General features: G+C 56.3%; 16 protein-coding genes. 5 read left to right on the top strand and 11 right to left on the bottom strand.

Annotated elements, in window-relative coordinates:
- Positions 1-37 precede the first annotated feature (37 nt).
- The 8 genes from infB to H6F46_RS15880 all read right to left on the bottom strand — a co-directional run bounded on the left by infB (position 38) and on the right by H6F46_RS15880 (position 10,597).
- Positions 38-3,181: a translation initiation factor IF-2 gene (gene infB, locus H6F46_RS15910; protein ID WP_190355663.1), complete on the bottom strand. Its 3,144-nt coding sequence runs from the start codon at positions 3,179-3,181 to the stop codon at positions 38-40.
- Between the two features lie 109 nt (positions 3,182-3,290).
- The gene (locus tag H6F46_RS15905; RefSeq protein ID WP_099532894.1) at positions 3,291-3,584 is read right to left on the bottom strand and encodes a YlxR family protein; all 294 of its coding nucleotides are present in this window, start codon (positions 3,582-3,584) and stop codon (positions 3,291-3,293) included.
- Between the two features lie 4 nt (positions 3,585-3,588).
- Positions 3,589-5,130 (bottom strand): transcription termination factor NusA, encoded by a 1,542-nt coding sequence (gene nusA, locus H6F46_RS15900; protein WP_190355662.1) that lies wholly within the window; start codon positions 5,128-5,130, stop codon positions 3,589-3,591.
- Between the two features lie 116 nt (positions 5,131-5,246).
- Positions 5,247-5,711, bottom strand: coding sequence for a ribosome maturation factor RimP (gene rimP, locus H6F46_RS15895; protein WP_099532892.1), 465 nt, complete (start codon positions 5,709-5,711; stop codon positions 5,247-5,249).
- Between the two features lie 42 nt (positions 5,712-5,753).
- Positions 5,754-5,888 carry a hypothetical protein gene (locus H6F46_RS19620; protein ID WP_255508522.1) on the bottom strand — a complete coding sequence of 45 codons (135 nt, stop codon included), beginning with the start codon at positions 5,886-5,888 and terminating at the stop codon, positions 5,754-5,756.
- A 511-nt stretch (positions 5,889-6,399) separates the two neighbouring features.
- Positions 6,400-7,974, bottom strand: coding sequence for an anthranilate synthase component I (locus H6F46_RS15890; RefSeq protein ID WP_190355661.1), 1,575 nt, complete (start codon positions 7,972-7,974; stop codon positions 6,400-6,402).
- A 371-nt stretch (positions 7,975-8,345) separates the two neighbouring features.
- Entirely contained in the window at positions 8,346-9,254 is a 909-nt protein-coding gene (locus H6F46_RS15885) for an XDD3 family exosortase-dependent surface protein (protein ID WP_190355660.1), read from the bottom strand.
- 443 nt (positions 9,255-9,697) lie between these two features.
- A complete protein-coding gene (locus tag H6F46_RS15880) occupies positions 9,698-10,597 on the bottom strand; it encodes an XDD3 family exosortase-dependent surface protein (RefSeq protein ID WP_190355659.1) in 900 nt (299 codons plus the stop codon).
- A 672-nt stretch (positions 10,598-11,269) separates the two neighbouring features.
- Here H6F46_RS15880 and csaB point away from each other — a divergent pair.
- Positions 11,270-12,388, top strand: coding sequence for a polysaccharide pyruvyl transferase CsaB (csaB, locus tag H6F46_RS15875; RefSeq protein WP_190355658.1), 1,119 nt, complete (start codon positions 11,270-11,272; stop codon positions 12,386-12,388).
- A 290-nt stretch (positions 12,389-12,678) separates the two neighbouring features.
- Entirely contained in the window at positions 12,679-13,434 is a 756-nt protein-coding gene (locus H6F46_RS15870; protein ID WP_190355657.1) for a hypothetical protein, read from the top strand.
- Here the strand turns inward: H6F46_RS15870 and H6F46_RS15865 are convergent.
- Both H6F46_RS15865 and H6F46_RS15860 read right to left on the bottom strand, forming a co-directional pair.
- Entirely contained in the window at positions 13,417-15,039 is a 1,623-nt protein-coding gene (locus H6F46_RS15865; protein WP_190355656.1) for a diguanylate cyclase, read from the bottom strand. The genes H6F46_RS15870 and H6F46_RS15865 overlap by 18 nt on opposite strands.
- A 453-nt stretch (positions 15,040-15,492) precedes the next feature.
- Positions 15,493-15,858 carry a phage holin family protein gene (locus H6F46_RS15860; protein ID WP_190355655.1) on the bottom strand — a complete coding sequence of 122 codons (366 nt, stop codon included), beginning with the start codon at positions 15,856-15,858 and terminating at the stop codon, positions 15,493-15,495.
- A gap of 3 nt (positions 15,859-15,861) precedes the next feature.
- On the opposite strand from H6F46_RS15860, the gene H6F46_RS15855 reads away from it, so the two are divergent.
- The 3 genes from H6F46_RS15855 to H6F46_RS15845 are packed head-to-tail and all read left to right on the top strand — an operon-like array spanning position 15,862 to position 17,963.
- Positions 15,862-16,011, top strand: coding sequence for a hypothetical protein (locus H6F46_RS15855; protein ID WP_158234398.1), 150 nt, complete (start codon positions 15,862-15,864; stop codon positions 16,009-16,011).
- Positions 16,012-16,052: 41 nt separating this feature from the next.
- A complete protein-coding gene (locus H6F46_RS15850) occupies positions 16,053-16,697 on the top strand; it encodes a pentapeptide repeat-containing protein (protein WP_190355654.1) in 645 nt (214 codons plus the stop codon).
- Between the two features lie 60 nt (positions 16,698-16,757).
- Complete coding sequence (locus H6F46_RS15845) at positions 16,758-17,963, top strand: 5-(carboxyamino)imidazole ribonucleotide synthase (protein ID WP_190355653.1); 1,206 nt, start codon at positions 16,758-16,760, stop codon at positions 17,961-17,963.
- A gap of 9 nt (positions 17,964-17,972) precedes the next feature.
- On the opposite strand, the gene uvrB is transcribed toward H6F46_RS15845, so the two are convergent.
- Entirely contained in the window at positions 17,973-19,976 is a 2,004-nt protein-coding gene (gene uvrB / locus H6F46_RS15840; protein ID WP_190355652.1) for an excinuclease ABC subunit UvrB, read from the bottom strand.
- Positions 19,977-20,245: the final 269 nt, after the last annotated feature.

Raw genomic sequence — 20,245 nt, 5'->3', positions numbered from 1 at the left:
AGTCCACTGCTTCGCTGATTAACCTTCCGAAAATGTCCTAGAGGGACAGGGTGCGACGCTTGGCCACCAGGCGGTAAGCCTCGATGATGTCGCCCATTTGCCAGTCGTTGAAGCCCGAGGAGTTCACACCGCACTCGTAGCCGCTGTTCACTTCCTTGGTGTCTTCCTTGAACCGCTTCAGCGAATCCATGCGACCTTGGAACACCAACTCCTTGCCACGGCGCACCCGCAGCAGACAATCGCGAATCAGCTTGCCCGACTGCACATAGCAACCGGCCACCGTGCCGCGACCCACCGGGAACACGCCCCGAACTTCCGCTTGACCCAGCGGTTCTTCCACCTCTTCCGGATCGAGCATCCCTTCCATGGCGGCTTGGATGTCGTCCAGCAGTTTATAGATCACGCTGTATTCGCGGACATCAATGCCCGCTTCATCGGCGGAGCGACGAGCACCAGGCGCGAGGGTGGTGTTAAAGCCCACAACCACGGCGCTACTGGCGGCAGCCAGATCAATATCCGTTTCGGAAATTTCACCCGGTGCAGCCAACAACACGCGCACTTGCACTTCGTCTTGGGGCAGTTGTTGCAAAGATCCCAGAATGGCTTCCAGGGAGCCTTGTACATCGGCCTTGAGCACGAGGTTCAGTTCCTTCAGCTCGCCCTCTTGTGCCTGACCAGAAATGCTGGTGAGGCTAACGCGACGGGAAGCCATGGCCTGTTGCAGACGGCTTTGGCGCTGTTGGTCGCTGCGCTGAGAGGCGATCGCCCGGGCATCTTTTTCGTTGGCGAAGACTTCAAATTCTTCCCCAGCGGCCGGAACTTCGCTCAGACCCAACACCTCAACGGCGAAGGAAGGAGTGGCGGCATCAACGCGATGACCACGATCGTCAATCATCGCCCGCACCTTGCCCAGAGCCGGGCCGGCGAGGAGGATGTCGCCAACTCGCAGGGTTCCGTTTTGCACCAGCAGGGTGGCCACCGGACCACGGGCCCGATCGAGGTGGGCTTCAATGACCGTCCCGCGCGCCAGGCGATCGGGATTAGCCATCAAGTCTTCCACTTCTGCCACCAACAGCAGGTTCTCCAGCAGGTCATCCAAATAGAGACCCTTGAGGGCACTCACGGGAACCATAATCGTGTCCCCGCCCCACTCTTCCGGCACAAGGCCGCGCTCGGCCAGTTCCTGCTTCACCCGATCGGGATTTGCACCTTCCTTGTCAATCTTGTTAATGGCCACCACGATCGGCACTTCCGCCGCGCGGGCATGGCTGAGAGCCTCGATCGTTTGGGGCTGCACCCCGTCATCGGCCGCCACCACCAAAATGGCAATGTCCGTGACCCGTGCCCCCCGAGCACGCATGGCCGTGAAGGCTTCGTGACCCGGCGTATCCAAGAAGACCACCTTCTTGCTGCCGCCCTCTTGATCCACCTGCACGTGGTAAGCCCCAATGTGCTGGGTAATGCCACCGGCTTCCCCTTGGGCCACCTTGGTTTTGCGGATCGAGTCGAGCAGGGTGGTTTTCCCGTGGTCTACGTGACCCATGATCGTGACAACCGGCGGGCGGCGCTGGAGGCTTTCCAGGTCAGCCACATCGAGCATTTCGGTCACCTTGCGGGCTTCCGATTCCTTCTCGGCGGTTTCCACCATCACCCCCAACTCCTCGGCCACCATGGTGGCTGTCGGAACATCGAGGGTTTGGGTAATACTGACGGCCATCCCTTTCAAGAACAGGCGCTTCACCACTTCCGTTTCTGGAACGGCCAGCTTTTCGGCCAACTCGGCCACCGTCAGACCCTCCGTGAGGGTAATCAGCTCCGGTCGTTCCTTCTTGACCTGTTGTTCCCGACGTTCCCGTTGAGGCGGGCGCGAGGCCCCTTTCTTGGTAACCGGTTTGGGCTGCGGAGCGGGCTTCGGCGGGGTAACACCCTTGGGCTTCGGCGGCCGGGCGATCGATAGGCTGACCTGGAAGGGAGCCGGCTGACCGTCCACCCCTTCCATCATCAGTTCATCATCTTCTTCGAAGTCGTCTTCGTCTTCGAATTCCACCTGGTTACGGCGCTTGTTCTTGCCAGCCTTGTCCTTGGCAATTCTGGCCCGCTCTTCCTCTTCCGCCTCCCAATCTTTGCCCTTCTTGGTGGGGCGATTCAGGGTCGGGCGATTCAGCTTGTTTTCATAATCTTCGCCGCTGCTGGCCGGGCGTGTGGGTTTTTCCAGCAGTTTGGCCGCGGGGGCTGCGGCCGTGCCGTCAGCGCTACCGTCGGCTGTGGCTTCGGTGGGGCGCACGGGTTTCGGCCGGCGCAACTCCACGATGGTTGGCGGGGCCCCTTTGCCAGGGCCGCCGGCTGCGGGGCCTTTGGCCTCGCCGGGCCGGGTGGGGCGGGATGGGCGACTGGGCGCACCCGCGCGGGGTTCAGCAGGCTTGCTTTCGGCGGGCTTGGCCGGCCGCGATGGCGGCCCCACCAGCTCGGGCTTTTTGACCGGACGCGGCGCTGTGCCGGGACGGGGCGGGGTTTTCAGTTCGGCTTTCTTTTCGGCAATGGGTTCCGGTGTTGCCGAAGCGGCGGGGCGATCGCCTGAGGCGGCGGGGCGGCGGGGGGCGCTGGGTTCAGCCGGGGCCAGGTCAACCGAGGCCGCGGGGGGCGCTGCGGGCGAATCGGACGGCTGGGCGGGGACATTCACAGGAGCAACGATTTCGGGCTTGGCCGCCTCAGACTTAGCTGCCTCAGACTTAGCCGCTTCGGGGCGAGCGGGTTCGGCCCGCTTGGGCGAAACGAGTTTCGGGGGTGCAGGACGGCTGACGGGGGGCGTGGCTTCGGGGGCTGCTCCTTCGGTGTTGGGGCGTAGCTTTGGTTTGCGAATCTCGAGAATTTGCTGCTTTTTTTGCATAGCCGGTGCTGAATCGCGCCCTTCTGTGGGCGTATCGGAGGGGGACAAATCAGGAGGGTTGGAGGAGGCTGGATTCACCGAGGGTGCAGAGGATTGGCCAGGACTGGAGGGCGCAGGACGATTCGCAAACTGTTGACGAGCGGCTGCGCGGATTTGAGCGGCTTCAGATTCGGTGATGGTGCTGCTGTGGCTTTTGAAGGGAATGTTTAGTTGCTCGCAGATCACCAAGATCTCGCGATTTTCCAGATGTAGTTCTCTCGCTAAATCGTAAATTCTCACGCGGCCTGTGCTCATCCAGTTTCCTCGAATCCTATTGCGTCACGACATCATAGCCCACCGTCATTTGAAACATTTCGATCGAGCCGTCTAGTCCCTTCCTATTATGACGTGCGATGGGGGCGGTTCACTCTGGTGGGGTTGGATTTCCCAGAGAGTCCGGGTTGGGAACCGGGGCGGTTAGCCGTTGCCAAAGCAGGTCATAGAGGGGGTCGGGGACAGGGGCCTTGAGCGATCGCCCGATTCGATCCTTGCGCTGGGCTGCTCGTAGGCAGTCTGCACAGGGGCAAAGATAGGCTGATCGCCCCATGCCTTGGTCGAGTTGCACCGAACCGGAGTGGGCCACCCGCACGATGCGCCAAAACTCCGATCGATGGGCCACCCGACGACAAATCAAACAACGGCGATAGTTGGGCGGCAAGGGATCAATTGGCCTCCTGATCCAGCGCCTCGCTATCCGGATCGTCGCCGTCGAAGTCCTCGTCTGCGGAGTCGTTCTCGGCTAGATCATCAGGGTCTGAATCATCGCTGTCTTGATCATCTTCCTCTTGGTCATCGTCGTCAGCATCCGCCGCCGAGTCCAGGGGAGCCTGCTCTTGGTCGTCCTCAAGATCATCGCCAAGATCATCGCCATCAAACTCATCATCTGTTTCATCGTCTGCGGCTGCCGATGGGTCAATCTCCCCAGGGCTGAACTCAGCGTCCTCGTCTGCAAAGTCGTCGGTTTCCGGTTCCTCGTCTGCAAAGTCATCGGCCGCTTCGGCCGCTGCCAGGGCAAGGGCTGCCTCCCGTTCCGCCAGATAGCTGGCCATCTTGGCATCTTCTTCGTCGCGATCGTACTTAGCCACATCGCGAATATCGATTTTCCAGCCCGTGAGTCGAGCGGCCAGGCGCACATTTTGCCCCTCTTTCCCGATCGCCAAACTGAGCTGATCATCACCCACCAGCACATGGGCTTGGCGCTCCTCGGGATTCATCAGACGCACTTCCACCACCCGGGCCGGGCTGAGGGCGTTGGCGATGTAGGTGGCCGGATCCGGAGACCAGCGAATCACATCGATTTTTTCGCCCCGCAGTTCGTTCACAACCACCTGAATTCGCGACCCCCGGGCCCCGATGCAAGCCCCCACAGGATCCACATCGCGCTCCACCGTGTCAACGGCAATCTTGGTGCGCGGGCCCACATGGCGCGAGGGCGGGTTGGCTTCCCGGGCCACGGCCACAATTCGCACAATGTCATCTTCAATTTCCGGCACTTCGTTGGCGAACAGGTAAACCACCAACCCCGCATCGGCCCGGGAAACCAAGAGTTGCGGCCCCCGCTGGGATCCTTCGCAAACTTTCTTGAGGTAGACCTTGATGGTTCCGTTGGCGCGGTAGGTGTCGTTGGGTAACTGTTCCCGTTTGGGCAGTTCCGCTTCCACTTCCGGTTGGCTGTAGCCGCTGGTGACGGCCACAATGACCGATTGGCGCTCGAACCGCAGGATGCGCCCTTGGAGCACCGTGCTTTCTAGCTCTTGGAATTCCTCTTGGATCAGCTTGCGCTGCTGGTCGCGTAGCTTTTGGGCCAGCACTTGCTTGGTTTGGATGGCGGCCATGCGCCCAAAGTCGTCCCGATCGGGGGTGACATCCAAAATCACCGTGTCGCCCAGTTGGGCTTCGGCGGCCACTTCTTGTACATCGCTGAGGGCAATTTCGTGGTCTGGGTCGGCTACTTCTTCCACAATGCTCTTGGTGGCCAAAACCCGGAAGCCTTCTTCTTCCGTGTCCAATTCCACGTCGAAGTTGTCGAAGTAGGTTTCGTCAAAGATATTGCGCACATCCAAGCTTTGGGTGCGGCGATAACGCTCATAGCCCTTGAGCAGGGCCTCACGCAGGGCGGCTTCAACGGCGGTTTTCGGCAAGTTGCGTTCGCGGCTGATGCCGTCGATCATTTCTTGCAGGCCGGTTAGGCGAACCATGGACATGGGTGTGGGGTTCCTAAAGATTCGTAAAGGTGAATGGGGAGTGGTGAAGCATTCGGCGCGATCGCGGGTGTGGGGATGGGCAATGGGGCGATCGCGCAGGATGGTCGGCCGCTGAGCTACTCGGCTCCGTCGGCCAGGCGCACCCGTTCCACCAAATCGCGCGGAATGCTGATCACTCGGCCTTTTTGGTTGATGCGCAGGGTTTCCGCGTCGCGATCGAGCAAGCTGCCCTGCCAAAGGGATTTGCCCTTGTGTGGCTCGCGGGTGGTGACGGTGACTTCAAACCCCTTGAAGGAGGTGAACTCCCGATCGGTCTCCAAAAACTCCGACAGGCCAGGGCTAGACACTTCCAGCACGTAGGCTCCGGGGATGGCATCCGCCTCATCGAGCACCGGCTCCAAGGCCCGGCTCAACCGTTCGCAGTCATCCAGACTGGTATCGGCGATCGGGTTGCGGAGTTCGAGGCGCAAAACAGGGGGGCTTTCATTGGTGTGGAAGGTTGCCCCCACGATCTCCAGTCCCAAATCGGTGGCGATCGGGGTGGCAAGTTCCAAAATGCGGGGAATTGCGGGATGAGCCATGAAACCAAACGATAGAGCGGGCAATGGCCCCCAACCGCGTGATCAGTGATCCGGCCCGAAGGGAAACAGGGCCGATCGCGCTTGCGGATCTGTCCCCAGAATCGTGCCTAAGTAACGACGCTCTGAGATGAATCCGGCAAGATCACCGTTGGAGAAATTGCCCTTGAGTGAGGGCATGGGGCGTGGTCAGCCAGAGCGCAAAGCAATCAAAGTGCAAAGCAATACTGATCACGACCCATGGAGGGAACTGATCCCCATTGGGCCATAAAAAAAGCCGGTTCACTGTACCGACTTGCAACGCGCCAATTGACCTTTCCTTGCCGCTGGCCGGGAAAGGCTGGTGGGCAAAGGCTGGAGGCGATGGGTCTAGACACCCGCACAGCAGCCGCAACCGAACGCAATGGAGGTTGAAATGCTGCTGTGGTGGGGCCTGGGGCCCAAGCGTTTGCGGCTGCCGCACTGTTGCCCAAAGCCCGAAGCGGAAAGCCAAGGCTCAAAGCCGGGGACTTGGGGAATAGCTAGGCAGCGCTTGCCTCAGTCTATCACGGAAGAATTTGGGTCTAAAACTCCGCCCTGTTGGGGCCTGCTAAATTCGCCCAACGGGATTGGCTGAACGGGATTGGCTGAACGGGATTGGCTGAACGGGATTTGGAACTAAACCCAGTGAGCCTGCATGATTTAGCCTGCATTAATTTGAGTAATTGGGCTGATTGGGATCAGGGAACGGGAACGGCTCGGCCCGGCCAGCCCCATCCAACCCCAACACCCGTCGCAGCGCTGCCAATTGGGCATGGGCCTTCGAGAGCGATTCCCACCACTCCCGATCGGGGTCGGAGTCAGCCACAATCCCCGCGCCCACCTGGCCCCAAACCAGTCGATCGCCCAATTGCGAATCCCCCGATCGCGCCGTGCGGGGAATCAACAGCGTCCGAATCAGAATATTCAGATCCAAATTACCGCCTGCGTCCAGGTAACCACAGGAGCCATAGAACAAACTGCGGCGCACCGGCTCCAGGGCTTCAATGATCTCCATGCAGCGCACCTTCGGACAACCGGTGATCGTGCCGCCGGGGAAGGTGGCCCGAATCAGGTCGATCGCTGTGCGATCGGGCGCAAGTTGTCCCACCACGTTGCTCACCAAGTGCATCACGTGGCTGTAGCGCTCCACGGTCAAGAACTCATCTACCTGCACGCTGCCCCAATCGCAAACCCGCCCCAGATCATTGCGCTCCAAGTCTACCAACATGGCATGTTCAGCCCGCTCCTTGGGGTGATTCAGCAATTCCACCTCGTTGGCCAAATCGGCGGGGCGATCGATCCCTCGGGGGCGGGTTCCTGCGATCGGGCGAGTGCTGGCCTGGCGATCGCGCAATTGCACCAACCGTTCCGGCGAACAGCTCACCACCTCGCCCCAAGGGGTTTGCCAATAGCTAGCGAAGGGAGAGGGATTAATTTGGCGCAGGGCCTGATAAAGCGTCCAACCGCTGGCGGGGCAAGGAACCGAAAACCGCAGGGACAAATTAGCCTGGAAAATGTCCCCCGCGCGGATGTGCTCTTGGGCTTGGCGAACGGCGGCGGTATAGGCGGCTTGGTCGCTGGTGAATTGAGGAGTGAGGGTGCTGGTTGGTTCGATCGCCCCCGACGATTCCGCCAGTGGGAGCGCTGTGGCAGCTTTGTCTAGCTGGGCCACGAGCCGATCGAGATCCGCCGCCACCGTCGCCGCCAGCCAAAGCCGATCACCCCCGTGATCCAACACCGCAAAGCAATCTGGCTCATACCAAAAGGCCACGGGAAACGGCAACTCATCCGATCGCAATTGGGGTAACTGCTCCACCTCCCAAGCCAGGTCATAGCCCAGCCACCCCAGCCAACCTCCCCGAAACGGCAACGCTGGCCCCGGTTCATCCTGGGAATCATTCAGCCGCTCCGCCGCCCCGCCTTCCGCCAGTCGATCGCCCAACATGGGCAAAATGTCCCCCACTGCCGGAGTCCAAACCCGTCCCGATCGGGGACGACCCGCACAAATCGAATAGCGAGCCAACTCCTGGGCCGCCGCACACCACTGCTCCGGCGCAGGGGGACTTTCCAACAAAACGGCAATTTCCCCCTGGGCCAGCTCTTCCGCAAACAGGGCCGCAAACACCGCCGCCCCCGAGCGATCGGCCAGCGGGAGCGATCGCCAGTGCCAGGGAGCCAACGGCCGGGCCGTTAATTTCGCCAAGCCAGAATTCACCGTTGCGATCACTGAAGCCGCCGAGTTCATCCAGTTGATACCTGTCGATTTTTGTGGAATCGCTCTATTTTGAAAGACTTTACCGATACTTTTCGGCAATTTTTTGGCTCGCCATTCCCCAGTTTCTGCGACTCTCTGCCCCGATCACCCCAGAATCCGCCCCGATCGAACCCTCTTGGCCCAATCAAAAACGGAGGATTCCTCCAGGGAAACCCTCCGTTCTGAGTTGGTTAAGCTCACCGAATCAACTAATCCAAAGCTCCTGAATCTAAAGCTTCAACGCGCGACTCAGCCCCGTCAGCAGGCAAATCAGCAGGCAAGATTTAGTGATGGATTGGCTATGGATTCGCCATTAACAAACCGATGAACCGTTAAACCGTTTTTTGGTCAACAGACAACCTTTAGCCGACTTTCACCGTAGCCCGTTGCCGACGGCTGGCCACCGCAGCGCCCACAGCCGCCAAGCCCAACAGGGAAATCGGTTCCGGCGTGGATGCTTCCTTCTTCGGAGCCAAGTTGCCGCGCACAGCCATCCCGTCATTCAGGCATTCTGCGAAAACGTGGGCCACAAAGTCACCCACCATCCCTTCGCCCCGGGTGAACTTAAAGCCGAATGTCTGGCGAGTTGCGCCATTCGCACTGCTTTGGGGCGGCGTTGCACCACCCAGCGCACCATTCAGGTTGAAGCCCAAAGCCGACAAAGCCGCGCCATCAAGAGCCTCAAATACTGACCCCACCACCTGTTGCCCTTGGGTAATCACACCCAAAGAAGCATCTTTGAAGTAGGTCTTGGCTTCCGCATCGGTCAGCTCACCTGCACCGGGCAAACCACCGCGATCGCTCACATGCTTCGACTGCTCGGCGTAGGAACCAAACCCTTGGTTACTCAGACCAACGTTTTTGCCCGAAACGCCACTGTACAGACCCAAGGGCTTCACCGATGCATCATTGTTGCTAGCAAAGCGCACACCGAACAGGCTGCCCTGAGCGTTCAGCAGCGGGCTGCCGGTGAAGTTAAAGAACAGGTCTCCCCAGGCGATCGAACCGTTGGTGACTCCCCCGGTTGCCATACCCGTCAGCGGCAGGCGGGCATCAATTCCCACATAGATGGTCTCGCCATCTTGCTTGATCCCCAGACCATACATTTCAAACAGGCCGCCGACGTTGCCGTTGCTCACGCCATCTTTGAAGGAGTCAATCCCATAATTCCAGCCGTTATAGACCGTGCCGGCATGGGCTGCTTGTAGTCCCACTCCGAAGGTGCAGAGGGTTGCAGTGGCAACGCCGGCAAAAATCTGCTGAATTTTCATGGTCTCTAACGCTCCCAAAAGACGTTGTAGTGGAATGAAGTACGGCTAATCATCCTGCTCAACTGAGTGTTGAGGCCGCTTTTCGCTTGCCGGATGTTTAACGTCGGATGTGTTCGCTAAGCTTATTAAAGTCATAACTTCCGGAAAGAATTTTAAAGATTCTGTAAATTCGACTTTTACTTAATGAAGCTTCGATGAAAAATTAATTTAGTTATCTGATATTTTTCCAATCTCCCATGGGATCGGAATTTTAATGATTTTTCAAGAATGCAAAGTCCTGAGATCAAAACAACTGGGGCGATGAGCTGGCTCTTGGGAAACTGCCGCTCGATCGCCCCGAGTTGATGGATTGCTGGATTTTGTCGGGCATGGCTCAGGCTCAAACTAAGCCAAGGTTGCCAATATCAGCCCATTAGATTGGCCCTTTCGACCAGTCAGTTAAATTAACCAACCTTGGCCGCACGGTAGCGACGAGTGGCCACCGCAGCGCCCACAGCCGCCAGACCCAACAGGGAAACGGGTTCCGGCGTGGGTTCCGGCTTCGGTGCCAAGTTGCCCCGCACAGCCATCCCATCGTTCAAACATTCTGCGAAGACGTGGGCCACAAAGTCACCCACCATCCCTTCACCTCGGGTGAACTTAAAGCCAAAGGTTTGCCGTTTTGCGCCATTGGCATTGCTTTCCGGAGGCTTGGCACCGTTCAACGCGCCATTCAGGTTGAAGCCCAAGGCTGACAGGGTGGTGCTGTCGAGGGATTCAAACACCGATTCCACTACCTGTTGTCCTTTGCTGATCACGTTCAGCGATGCATCTTTGAAATAAACCTTGGCTTCTGCGTCGGTCAGTTCGCCCATGCCAGCGATGCCCTTGGCACCGGTCACGTATTTCGACTGATCCGCATAGGATGCAAACCCACGGTTTTGGCTGGCAACGTTCTTGCCGCTGACTTGGCTGTAGAGGCCCAAGGGCTTCACGGCTGAATCGTTGGTGCTGGCAAAGCGAACGCCGAACAGATTTCCTTGGGCATTCAGTAGCGGGTTGCCACTGAAGTTAAAGAACATGTCGCCCCAGGTGATGGACTTGTTGAGCGCGCCGTTATCGAGCTGGCCGGTAATGGGCAATCGGGCATCGATACCAACGTAGATGGTTTCGCCGTCTTGCTTAATCCCGAAGCCATACATTTCAAACATTCCACCCAAAGAGCCGCTCACGCCGTCTTTGAAGGAATCAATGCCGTAATTCCAGCCGTTGTACACTGTGCCTGCGTTGGCTGCTTGCAAACCAACACCCAGGGTGCAGAGGGTGGCGGTTGCGATGCTGGCTAAAAGTTGTTGGGGTTTCATGGGGTCTCACTCCTAAGAAGCAGTTGATGAAACGGTGTCGATTTATTGGGGTTGCACCCTGGTTACTGGCTGGGTAACTTTTTCATCAATCTAGTTTTATTAAAGAGGTAATCTCTTGCTTTGACGTTGAAGATTAAATGAATTGCGGCTGTCCTTGATGAAGCTGAGGTAAAAACTTACAAACCCTTGAAAAGCAAGGAATTTGGCAGTGTTACGCTCAATAGTTAAAGATTTGAAGAAGCAGTGTAAAAAATGTAACCTCTTCTGAAAAAGCGAGGGTTGGGATGATCCTAGAGCAATTCGCTTAATGGTGATGGATAGACTTTAAAGGGGCTTATTGAAATAAATTGCTGATATGGAGTGGATGAAACTATTGCGATGAATTATGAAAATCAATCAAGAACCCAGATCATTGCTCTGGCTAAGATCACTGCTCTAAATTACAAAGATCTTCCTAGAGTAATTTTAAGCTTTTAAGGGAAATTATTCTTGAAATGACTCGGAATTTTTATTGCATTATTCTTGCAAGTTGACGAGAGGGAGAATCGACTAGATTTCATTAAATTTAAATAGCTTTTGCCGGATGTGGAGACTGGGGATAGAAAAACTGTGGTTTTGTCTTGACGCTGGGGACTGAAATCTCGGTATTTTAAGCTCGATGCGATCGAAGGGATGGGGTCTGTGCAGCGAGTTGTGTTGTGTGGCTATTACGGTCAAGGGAATGGGGGCGATGAGGCCTTGTTGGCGACGCTGTTGCAATTGCTGCCGATCGGGGTGGAGCCGCTGGTGCTGTCGGGGAACCCTGCGGAAACCCGCGATCGCTATGGGGTGATGGCGGTGAATCGGATGGATCGATCGGCCCTGTGGGGTGCGTTGCGATCGAGTCAGGCCTTGGTTTGGGGCGGGGGCAGCCTGATGCAAGATGCCACCAGTTGGGCTAGTCCGCTCTATTACGCAGGGTTGATGGGGGCGGCGCGTCAGTGGGGACTGCGGCGGGTGGCTTGGGCCCAGGGAATTGGCCCGTTGCGGCGCGGGTGGGTGAAGGGCATTGCGCGATCGACCTTTCGGGCTTGCGATGGGGTGACGGTGCGCGATCGGGAGTCGGCCCAGTTGCTCAAAACCTGGCAAGTCAAGGGGTTTGAGTTGGCCCCGGATCCGGTTTGGGCCTTGGCCAGCGTGCCGGTTCCGGAGGTTGCGCCGGGCCCCAAGGTGGCGGTGGCCTTGCGATCGCACCCTAGCCTCACGCCCGATCGCCTGGAAAAATTAGCCGTGGCGCTCGATCGCTTCCAAAGCCAAACCGGTGCTCTGATTGTGTTTGTGCCCTTCCAGCCGATCGCCGATGGCGCAATTGCCCAGCGCCTGGCCCAACATCTCGGGCCCAATCGATCGCGCATTGTTAGCTACAGCGATCCCCGACAACTGAAGGGCCTATTTCAGCAAATGAACCTGACGATCGGGATGCGGCTCCATGCCCTGATCATGGCGGCGGCGGAGGGGTCGCGCTGTTGGGGTCTCAGCTATGACCCCAAGGTGCGGGTGTTGCTGGAGTCGGTGGGTGCGCCGGGGTGGACTCTCTGCGACGAGTCGATCGATGGCATTGAAGTGAGCAAGCAAGTTGGCGCAACACCGCCAGTGCCCCTTGCCTCCTTGCCGACGAATCCCGAAGCGATCGCCGCTGCTTGGCTAACGGCCTACGAACAACCCAACCCGATCGCCCCGGCCCAGGTGGCGCAATTGTGCGATCGGGCCCAACTGCACGGGCTAATGTTGGCCCGTGTGCTGCGCGATTAGTTGGGTGTTCGGCCTAAGGCTAAAGCAATGGTTATGGCCAAGGTTTGATTCTTTTGTGGGACTGCGCTTCGGCTTTTTGCTACTGACTTCAAGCGGTTCCCTGTGGGCGCGATCAATTTCTGGGGCGATCGTGGTCTAATTGATGGGTGCGGTGCTGCCCAGTGGCTTCATTTCTGAACCAGTTCAGCTTTGCCCATTTCTAATATATTGATGCAACGGATGGCATAGGGATCTAGTGGATCTATGGCATTTGTTGAATAATCGCGGCTGATTTTCAGGATGTTGGCTTCATGAAAAAAGTGCTCTACGACTTTGGATCAAACAACGGAGATGACCTACCTTACTATCTCCTAAAAGCTGATCTTGTGGTGGCTATTGAAGCGAATCCTCTACTCTGCGATCAAATCAAAGATCGTTTTCAAAAAGAAATTGCTGAAGGAAGACTCGTTGTAGAAAACTGTATTTTAAATGTTGGTCATTCTACAAAGCCTCTCCCTTTCTATATTCACAAGTCTAATCATGTTTTAAGTCAATTTCCTCAACCAGCTCCCTCCATCCTTGATCACTTTGAAGAAGTCTATTTGCCAGCGAAAAACGTCATTGATATCCTTGAGTGTTACGGAACTCCTTACTATGTCAAGATTGATATTGAACATTACGATAACATCATCTTGAGAGAGCTTTTTTTGCACAGAATCTATCCTCCTTACATCTCTGCTGAATCTCATAGCATTGATGTTTTTTGCACATTCGTGGCTTTGGGAGGGTACAAAGCCTTCAAACTCGTGGATGGTGTTACAGTATCTACTAAATATAAAGATCACCCTATTGAAACTGATCATGGCTCGGAAATATATTCCTTTCCGTTCCATTCTGCTGGCCCGTTTGGTAATGATATCAAGGGAGATTGGATGACGAAGGATAACTTTTTTCGGCTCCTGTCGTTTGCTGGCTTAGGGTGGAGGGATATCCATGTCAGTAATATTGATCATCCTAATCCTGCCTATGCACCTTCACCTCAATTTCAACTAACTATAAATTATTGATGGTTGGCCGATGCCTGGATCGATTTCGTTGCCTACTTCCTCGCAACCTTCGCAGACGGCCCGGGACAGGGTCGCAACCCGAAACTGATTGCGACCGGCATATTTTGCTTGATAGAGCGCTTGATCAGCCCAGCGCAATAGCTCATCTGGGGAGCTGTCGGGCAAATGGGGCGAGGCGATCGCAAAACCCATGCTCAGGGTGATGTGCTCGCTGACGGAGGATTGGGCATGGGCCAGCGCTAACTGGGCGATCGCCTGCTGGATTGTGTGGGCGATCGCCTTGACCTGCTCCAAGTTGGTGTCTGAAAAAACGATCGCGAACTCCTCGCCCCCATAGCGGGCCACCAGGTTGGCTGATTCTGAGACCGCGTGGCTCAAGGCTCGGGCCACCTGCACCAAACATTCATCCCCCGCTTGGTGGCCATAGGCATCGTTATATTGCTTGAAGTGATCCACGTCGCACAGCCCTACGCCAATCAGGCAGCGATTTTGGGCTAGGCGTTGCCACTCGCGCAACAGGTAGTGATCAAAGCAGCGGCGGTTGGGGATTTGCGTCAGCCCATCCAGTTTGGCCAACACTTCCAGTTGCAGGTTGGCCCGTCGTAATTCCAATTCCGCTTTTTTGCGCTGAAGCAAAACCCCCATTTGGGCCGCCACGGCTCCCATGAGCTTAATCAGGCGACCATCGCAGGGCATGGCCACGCGGTGAAACAAACAGAGCACCGCCAAAATTTGCCCATTGGCAATGATCGGCACGCTCAAGTTGGTGCGCAGCCCCGCCCGCAGCACGAGTTCTTGTCGCACAAAAAAGGCATCTTGAATTTTGGTGGCATCCTCAATCCAGAGGGGGCGGCCCGTTTGCCACACACGACCCACCACGCCGCGATCGCGCTCAAAGACGAAGGATTGGCTCGCGTCATCAAATTCACTGAGGGCCAGGTCTGAGATGGCGTAGTGTGATCGCGTCATCGCCAGGTGGTTGCGGTTGGGGTCGGGCATCCAAATTTCGCCATAGTCCCACCCGATCGTGTGATAAACACAGTCCAAGACCGCATGAAACGCCCCTTCAATCTCCGTGGCTTCCGTAATCGCCTGGGTCAGGGCCAGCAAAAGCTGCATCTCCATCTCAACGCGATGGTAGTCTCGCATATCCCGCTGAAGCTGTTGGATTTGCGTTTGCAGTTCTGCCCGTTGCCGCTGAAGGATTAATTGTCGCTCTAGCCGAACGATCGCCTCATGCAAGTGGAGGGGACATTCCAAATAGTCCGCACCGCCCAGCCGAAAGAGCGCAATTCGCTGCTCTGGTTGGCTGACTTGCCCGATCGCCACCCAAGGACAGCCCAGATTTCCCAATCGTTGGAGTGCGGGGCCCCAAATTCCCGTGGTCAGGTTGGGCCAAAGACCGGGCCCAATCACCAACAGATCCAAGGGTTGGAACTGGGGATGTTGCGAACCGTTGTGTAAGACGCTGGACAATGCCAAGTGTCCGGTCTGAAACCGCACCTGATATCCCCGGTGGGTCAGGGTTTGGCACAGTTCCCGGAGTGGCTCCGGATGTTCATCAACAATCCAAATTGCCGCCGATAGCCCAGAACAAAACGACATTGGCTCATTACAACGGTGGGTTGAGGAAGGCAGGATCGGAAAATTGCCGCAAGATATGGGGAAAACTCAGCAGGGCCAAGCCGCCCCCTGATTTCAAGCAAAATCTCGAGAAACGAATGAAACGCCGAAAAAACCCCGAGAAAACCCTGAGCCAGCTCCAAGAAAATCTCGAGCCAACGCCGAGAATTTCGCGAAAAAATGCCGAAAATGCTGGGCTGAAGCGATGCGCCTATGAACCGAGAAAGGGCGATCGCCCGGCGGATCTTCAAAGTAGCAATTAATCCCGATGAGTCACCCAACGGCTTGATCCATCGGGATTAATGGTGGGATTGATCAGGAATCGACAAAAATCGATCCGCTGAAGTTCTAAGATAACCGGCTCTTTGGCTGTTGGGCCTTCAGGGTATGTCTGGAAAGCGCAATCTGAAGGACCCAACCTAATTGATGTCCGCTTTAGGATTCAGGTTCCAGACCCAAGATGCCAAAGAGGCTGTGCAAGCCGCTGGAGGCGATCGCGAGGACGATCGAACCAATCAGGGCGGGAATGAAGCCCTCGATCGCAAAACCAGTGGGGCTGAAATAGGCCACCAGCATTAGGCAAAAGGCATTAATCACCAAGGAAAAGAGGCCCAAGGACAGAATGTTCAGCGGCAAGGTGAACAAGAACAAAATGGGGCGCACGGTGGCGTTGATTAGCCCAAAAATCAGAGCGGCGAGCGCGGCGGTGGTCCAGCCTGCCAAATGAATGCCGGGGACGAGTTGCGCCGTCAGGGCCAGGGCCAGGGCCGAAATGATCCAAGTGATGATGAAGCGTTGCATGATGTGAGTTCTAACTCCTCTGCGGTCTCCGGGGCGACCCTGAGCGAGGCCATGGCAGCACTGGCGGGGCGATCGGGGCCGGCCGTTTGTGCTTCCATCCTAGTGGCTTGGCTGGAGTTGGCGAGCGTTGGGATTGGTCGCAAAGACCGCTAATCTGATAGGGAGAATCCCGCCATAGGCAGGGCCTGGAAGCCATGATTGTTCAGAAGAAATTTTCGATCGGCCAGTCGATCGCCCGGTTGGTTCCCGTTGGGCTGCGTGCCAAAATCGGCACTGCCTCAGGTTCCTCAGCGACGATCCAACCGGACGGTCGGAGGCAATTGGGCGGGCGGAGTCTGGGCCTGTGGGCGGTGGTGTTGTTGATTGGGACGTGGGTGATAGGTTTAGCGATCGCCCCATCAGCGGCCTGGGCCCAATTCAAGGAATATGCGCCGCCAGTGTCCTACAGCAATGCGGAATTGTCTGGGCAAGATTTTTCCAATCAACGGTTGCAATCGGCGGAATTTTCCAACGCCAACCTAACGGATGTGACCTTTGAAAATACGGAAATGCCCGGTGCATCCTTTAGTGGATCCTTCCTCAAAGACACGAATTTGCATGGAGCCGATTTAACCAATGCATTCATGGATTCCGTGAAGTTCATTGGCACCGATCTGAGCGATGCCATTTTGGTTGAGGCCATTTTGTTGGGATCCAGTTTTCAGGATGTGAACATTCAGGGGGCTGATTTTGAGCTGGCCATTCTGGATGGGGCACAGGTCAAACAGCTCTGCGCGATCGCCCGGGGGACGAATCCTCGCACGGGCATCGACACCAAAGAATCGCTCGGCTGTCCTTGAAGGTTCATCAACGGATTGCTGAAGCGCTGATTGAGATATGTTCCTTTGGGAGTAAGAAAAATGACCCTCGTAGAGGTTGCAGCGGCGGCGGAACCCATCCAGCGGCCGGTGCGAACAATTGGTGTGATTGGCGGTGGCCAATTGGCTTGGATGATGGCGGAAGCAGCCCCGAAATTGGGCTTGTCGTTGGTGGTGCAAACTCCGAAATTGGATGACCCGGTGGTGGCGCGGGTGGGATCGGCGGCGGTGGTGCAAGGGGCGGTTGGGGATGCTGCCGTGACGCGCCAATTGCTCGATCGGGTGGATTTGGTCACCTTTGAAAATGAGTTTGTGGATTTGGCGGCGTTGGGGGAATTGGCCCGATCGGGAGCCTGTTTTCGCCCCAGCCTCAAAAGCTTGGAACCCTTGCTGGATAAGTATGATCAGCGCTGTTTTTTGCAGCAAATTGGCTTGCCGGTTCCGGCCTTTGCGGCCATTACCGATCGGGCGCAGGCGATGCAAATCGATCGGTGGGAAAACGGTCAGCCCCTAACCTTTCCGGCCGTGCTGAAAACCCGTCGCCATGGCTATGACGGCCAAGGTACAAGGGTGGTGGCCGATCGGGCGGCATTGCTGGCGGTTGGGGATCAGTGGCAATGGCAGCCGCTGATTTTGGAAGCCTTTGTGCCCTTCGAGCGGGAATTGGCGGCGGTGGCGGCCCGATCGGCAACGGGTGAGGTGGCCATTTACCCGATCGTGGAAACCCAGCAGGTGAACCAGGTTTGTCGGCGGGTAATTGCGCCGGCCCCCATTCCGCCAACTGTGGCCAGCCACTGTCAAGAAATCGCCCATCGCCTGTTGTCGCAAATTGGGGCGATCGGGATTTTTGGGATTGAGCTGTTTGTGACCGCCGAGGGTCAGGTGTCGGTGAATGAAGTGGCTCCCCGCACGCACAATTCCGGCCACTTTTCGATCGATGCCTGCCACACCTCCCAATTCGAGCAGCATTTGCGGGCCGTGGCGGGGTTGCCCCTTGGGCCGGTGGATTTGCACTGTGCCTGTGCGGCGATGGTGAATTTGTTGGGCTTTGAGGTGGCCACCAGTGACTATCAGGAGCAGCGCGATCGCTTGGCCGCGGTTCCCCGCAGCCGAGTGCATTGGTATGGCAAAACCAGCGCCACCCCGGGCCGCAAGCTCGGCCATGTGACCGTGTTGGCGGATAGCTTGGCGGAACTGCAACGGGCGATCGATCGCCTGGAATCAATTTGGTATGGATCCGACCATTAAGCCGCCCGCTTAATGCCGTTGTCCCAACAGTCGATCGCGCAAATGCTTGATTCGATCGCGATATTTGGCGGCCTCTTCAAACTCCAAATTTTTGGCCGCCTCCTTCATTTGGGCCTCCAACTTTTCAATCAACATTGGCACATCATCCAAGGACAAATCTGCCGCATGTTCGTAGGCTTGCTCCAAATCTTTGGCACTGAGCCGCCGGGACAAATCCAAGAATTCCAGAATTGAATTACCGGATTTCTTGATGATCGGTTGGGGCGTAATGCCGTGCTTTTGGTTGTAGGCAATTTGGATTTTGCGTCGCCGCTCCGTTTCGGAAATCGCCTTGTCCATACTGTCGGTCAGCCGATCGGCATAAAGAATCGCTTGACCTCGCACATGACGCGCCGCCCGGCCAATGGTTTGAATCAGCGATCGCTCGGCCCGCAAAAACCCTTCCTTGTCCGCATCCAAAATGGCGACTAGGGAAACTTCCGGCAAGTCCAACCCTTCCCGCAACAAATTCACCCCGATCAACACATCAAACTTGCCCGCTCGCAAAGCTTGCAAAATTTCAATGCGTTCGATCGACTGAATTTCCGAATGGAGATATTGCACCCGCACCTTGCGCTCTTGGAAATAATCCGCCAAATCCTCCGCCATCCGCTTGGTTAAGGTGGTGATCAGGGTGCGTTCTTGGCGATCGACCCGCTGGACAATTTCCGCCAACAAATCATCCACCTGTCCTTCCGTGGGACGCACAAAAATCTCCGGATCAATCACGCCCGTGGGCCGAATGACTTGCTCCACAATTTGCCCTTGGGAAATTTCCAACTCCCAATCTCCCGGCGTGGCAGAAACAAAGATGCATTGATTCACCTTGTTCCAAAATTCTTCGGCCTTGAGCGGGCGATTGTCGGCCGCACTGGGCAAGCGGAATCCATGATCAATCAGCACCTTTTTGCGAGCCTGGTCACCGTTATACATCCCCCTTAATTGGGGAACGGTCACATGGGACTCATCAACAATCAGCAACCAATCTTCCGGAAAATAATCAATTAAACATTCCGGAGGTTCGCCCGCTTGTCGTCCGGCCAAATGACGCGAATAGTTTTCTACGCCGTTGCAGTAGCCCACCTGGGCCAGCATTTCCAAATCGTATCGAGTGCGTTGGTCAATGCGTTGGGCTTCCAGGAGTTTTCCTTCCGCTTCTAAGGCGATTTTCTGTGCAGCCAATTCCCGAGCGATGGCTTGAATTGCCTCCTCCAGGCGATCTTCCGGGGTCACAAAGTGGCGAGCGGGGTAAAGATTCACCGCCTCTAGGCTCTGCAAAATTTCCCCGGTCAAGGGATCCACATAGCGAATCGCTTCCACTTCATCGCCAAAGAACTCAATCCGAATAATTCGATCTTCATAGGCGGGGCCAATTTCCAACACATCGCCCTTGACGCGGAATTTTCCTCGGCCAATTTCCACATCATTGCGCTCGTACTGCACAGAGGCCAGATCTCGCAATGTTTGCCGCAAATTTAATTCATGACCCACCCGAAAGGGAATCGCCGCATTTAAATATTCCGTGGGGATTCCCAACCCGTAAATGCAGCTAATGGAAGCAACCACAATCACGTCCCGTCGTTCAAAGAGCGATCGAGTGGCCGAGTGCCGCAACATATCAATTTCTTCGTTAATGGAAGCCGTTTTTTGAATGTAAGTATCGGTGACGGGAATATAGGCTTCCGGTTGGTAATAGTCGTAGTAGGAAATGAAATATTCAACGGCATTATTTGGGAAAAATTCCCGTAATTCGTTGCACAACTGGGCCGCGAGGGTTTTGTTGTGGGCCAAAACCAGGGCCGGGCGATCGAGCTGGGCAATGGTGCTGGCGATGGTGAAGGTTTTGCCGGTGCCGGTGGCTCCCAACAGGGTTTGGTATCGCTGACCTGATCGCGCGGCTTCCACCAAACGGGCGATCGCCTTCGGTTGGTCACCCGTGGGCTCAAATGGTGCTTGCAGTTCAAAGGTGGTCATGGGTTGTCCTTCGCCAACAGGGGATCTGGCGCTAGTTTCTGGAGTCGGTGGGGAGATTTGAGAGAATGCTGAATCGCACAGCGGCTCCTGGATTCCATGAATGGCCATGGTTTTGCAGGGAAAGGGCGGTGCTTTGCTTTAAAGCTGCTTATAAGAGCAATGATTTTTTTAATAATCTTTTTATAGCTCCGCTAAAATATAACTGTAGAGACAACGCAATCTACCCGCCCGAACGCGCTCGAATTGGCAGCGCGGCATTTCCGCATTGG

The sequence above is a fragment of the Limnothrix sp. FACHB-1083 genome, from assembly GCF_014696485.1.
Classification (GTDB): Bacteria; Cyanobacteriota; Cyanobacteriia; order CACIAM-69d; family CACIAM-69d; genus CACIAM-69d.
Note: the sequence above shows the minus strand (reverse complement) of the source record. Positions and strands in the feature narration are given on the sequence as shown.

What these genes read in the sequence shown, in the direction of transcription:
- H6F46_RS19620 (WP_255508522.1), bottom strand. Translation starts at nt 5,888, where the DNA reads ATGCCCTCACTCAAGGGCAATTTCTCCAACGGTGATCTTGCCGGATTC.
- H6F46_RS15885 (WP_190355660.1), bottom strand. Translation starts at nt 9,254, where the DNA reads ATGAAAATTCAGCAGATTTTTGCCGGCGTTGCCACTGCAACCCTCTGC.
- uvrB (WP_190355652.1), bottom strand. Translation starts at nt 19,976, where the DNA reads ATGACCACCTTTGAACTGCAAGCACCATTTGAGCCCACGGGTGACCAA.
- nusA (WP_190355662.1), bottom strand. Translation starts at nt 5,130, where the DNA reads ATGTCCATGGTTCGCCTAACCGGCCTGCAAGAAATGATCGACGGCATC.
- H6F46_RS15860 (WP_190355655.1), bottom strand. Translation starts at nt 15,858, where the DNA reads ATGCAACGCTTCATCATCACTTGGATCATTTCGGCCCTGGCCCTGGCC.
- H6F46_RS15880 (WP_190355659.1), bottom strand. Translation starts at nt 10,597, where the DNA reads ATGAAACCCCAACAACTTTTAGCCAGCATCGCAACCGCCACCCTCTGC.
- H6F46_RS15850 (WP_190355654.1), top strand. Translation starts at nt 16,053, where the DNA reads ATGATTGTTCAGAAGAAATTTTCGATCGGCCAGTCGATCGCCCGGTTG.
- H6F46_RS15870 (WP_190355657.1), top strand. Translation starts at nt 12,679, where the DNA reads ATGAAAAAAGTGCTCTACGACTTTGGATCAAACAACGGAGATGACCTA.
- rimP (WP_099532892.1), bottom strand. Translation starts at nt 5,711, where the DNA reads ATGGCTCATCCCGCAATTCCCCGCATTTTGGAACTTGCCACCCCGATC.
- H6F46_RS15890 (WP_190355661.1), bottom strand. Translation starts at nt 7,974, where the DNA reads ATGAACTCGGCGGCTTCAGTGATCGCAACGGTGAATTCTGGCTTGGCG.
- H6F46_RS15865 (WP_190355656.1), bottom strand. Translation starts at nt 15,039, where the DNA reads ATGTCGTTTTGTTCTGGGCTATCGGCGGCAATTTGGATTGTTGATGAA.
- csaB (WP_190355658.1), top strand. Translation starts at nt 11,270, where the DNA reads ATGGGGTCTGTGCAGCGAGTTGTGTTGTGTGGCTATTACGGTCAAGGG.
- H6F46_RS15845 (WP_190355653.1), top strand. Translation starts at nt 16,758, where the DNA reads ATGACCCTCGTAGAGGTTGCAGCGGCGGCGGAACCCATCCAGCGGCCG.
- infB (WP_190355663.1), bottom strand. Translation starts at nt 3,181, where the DNA reads ATGAGCACAGGCCGCGTGAGAATTTACGATTTAGCGAGAGAACTACAT.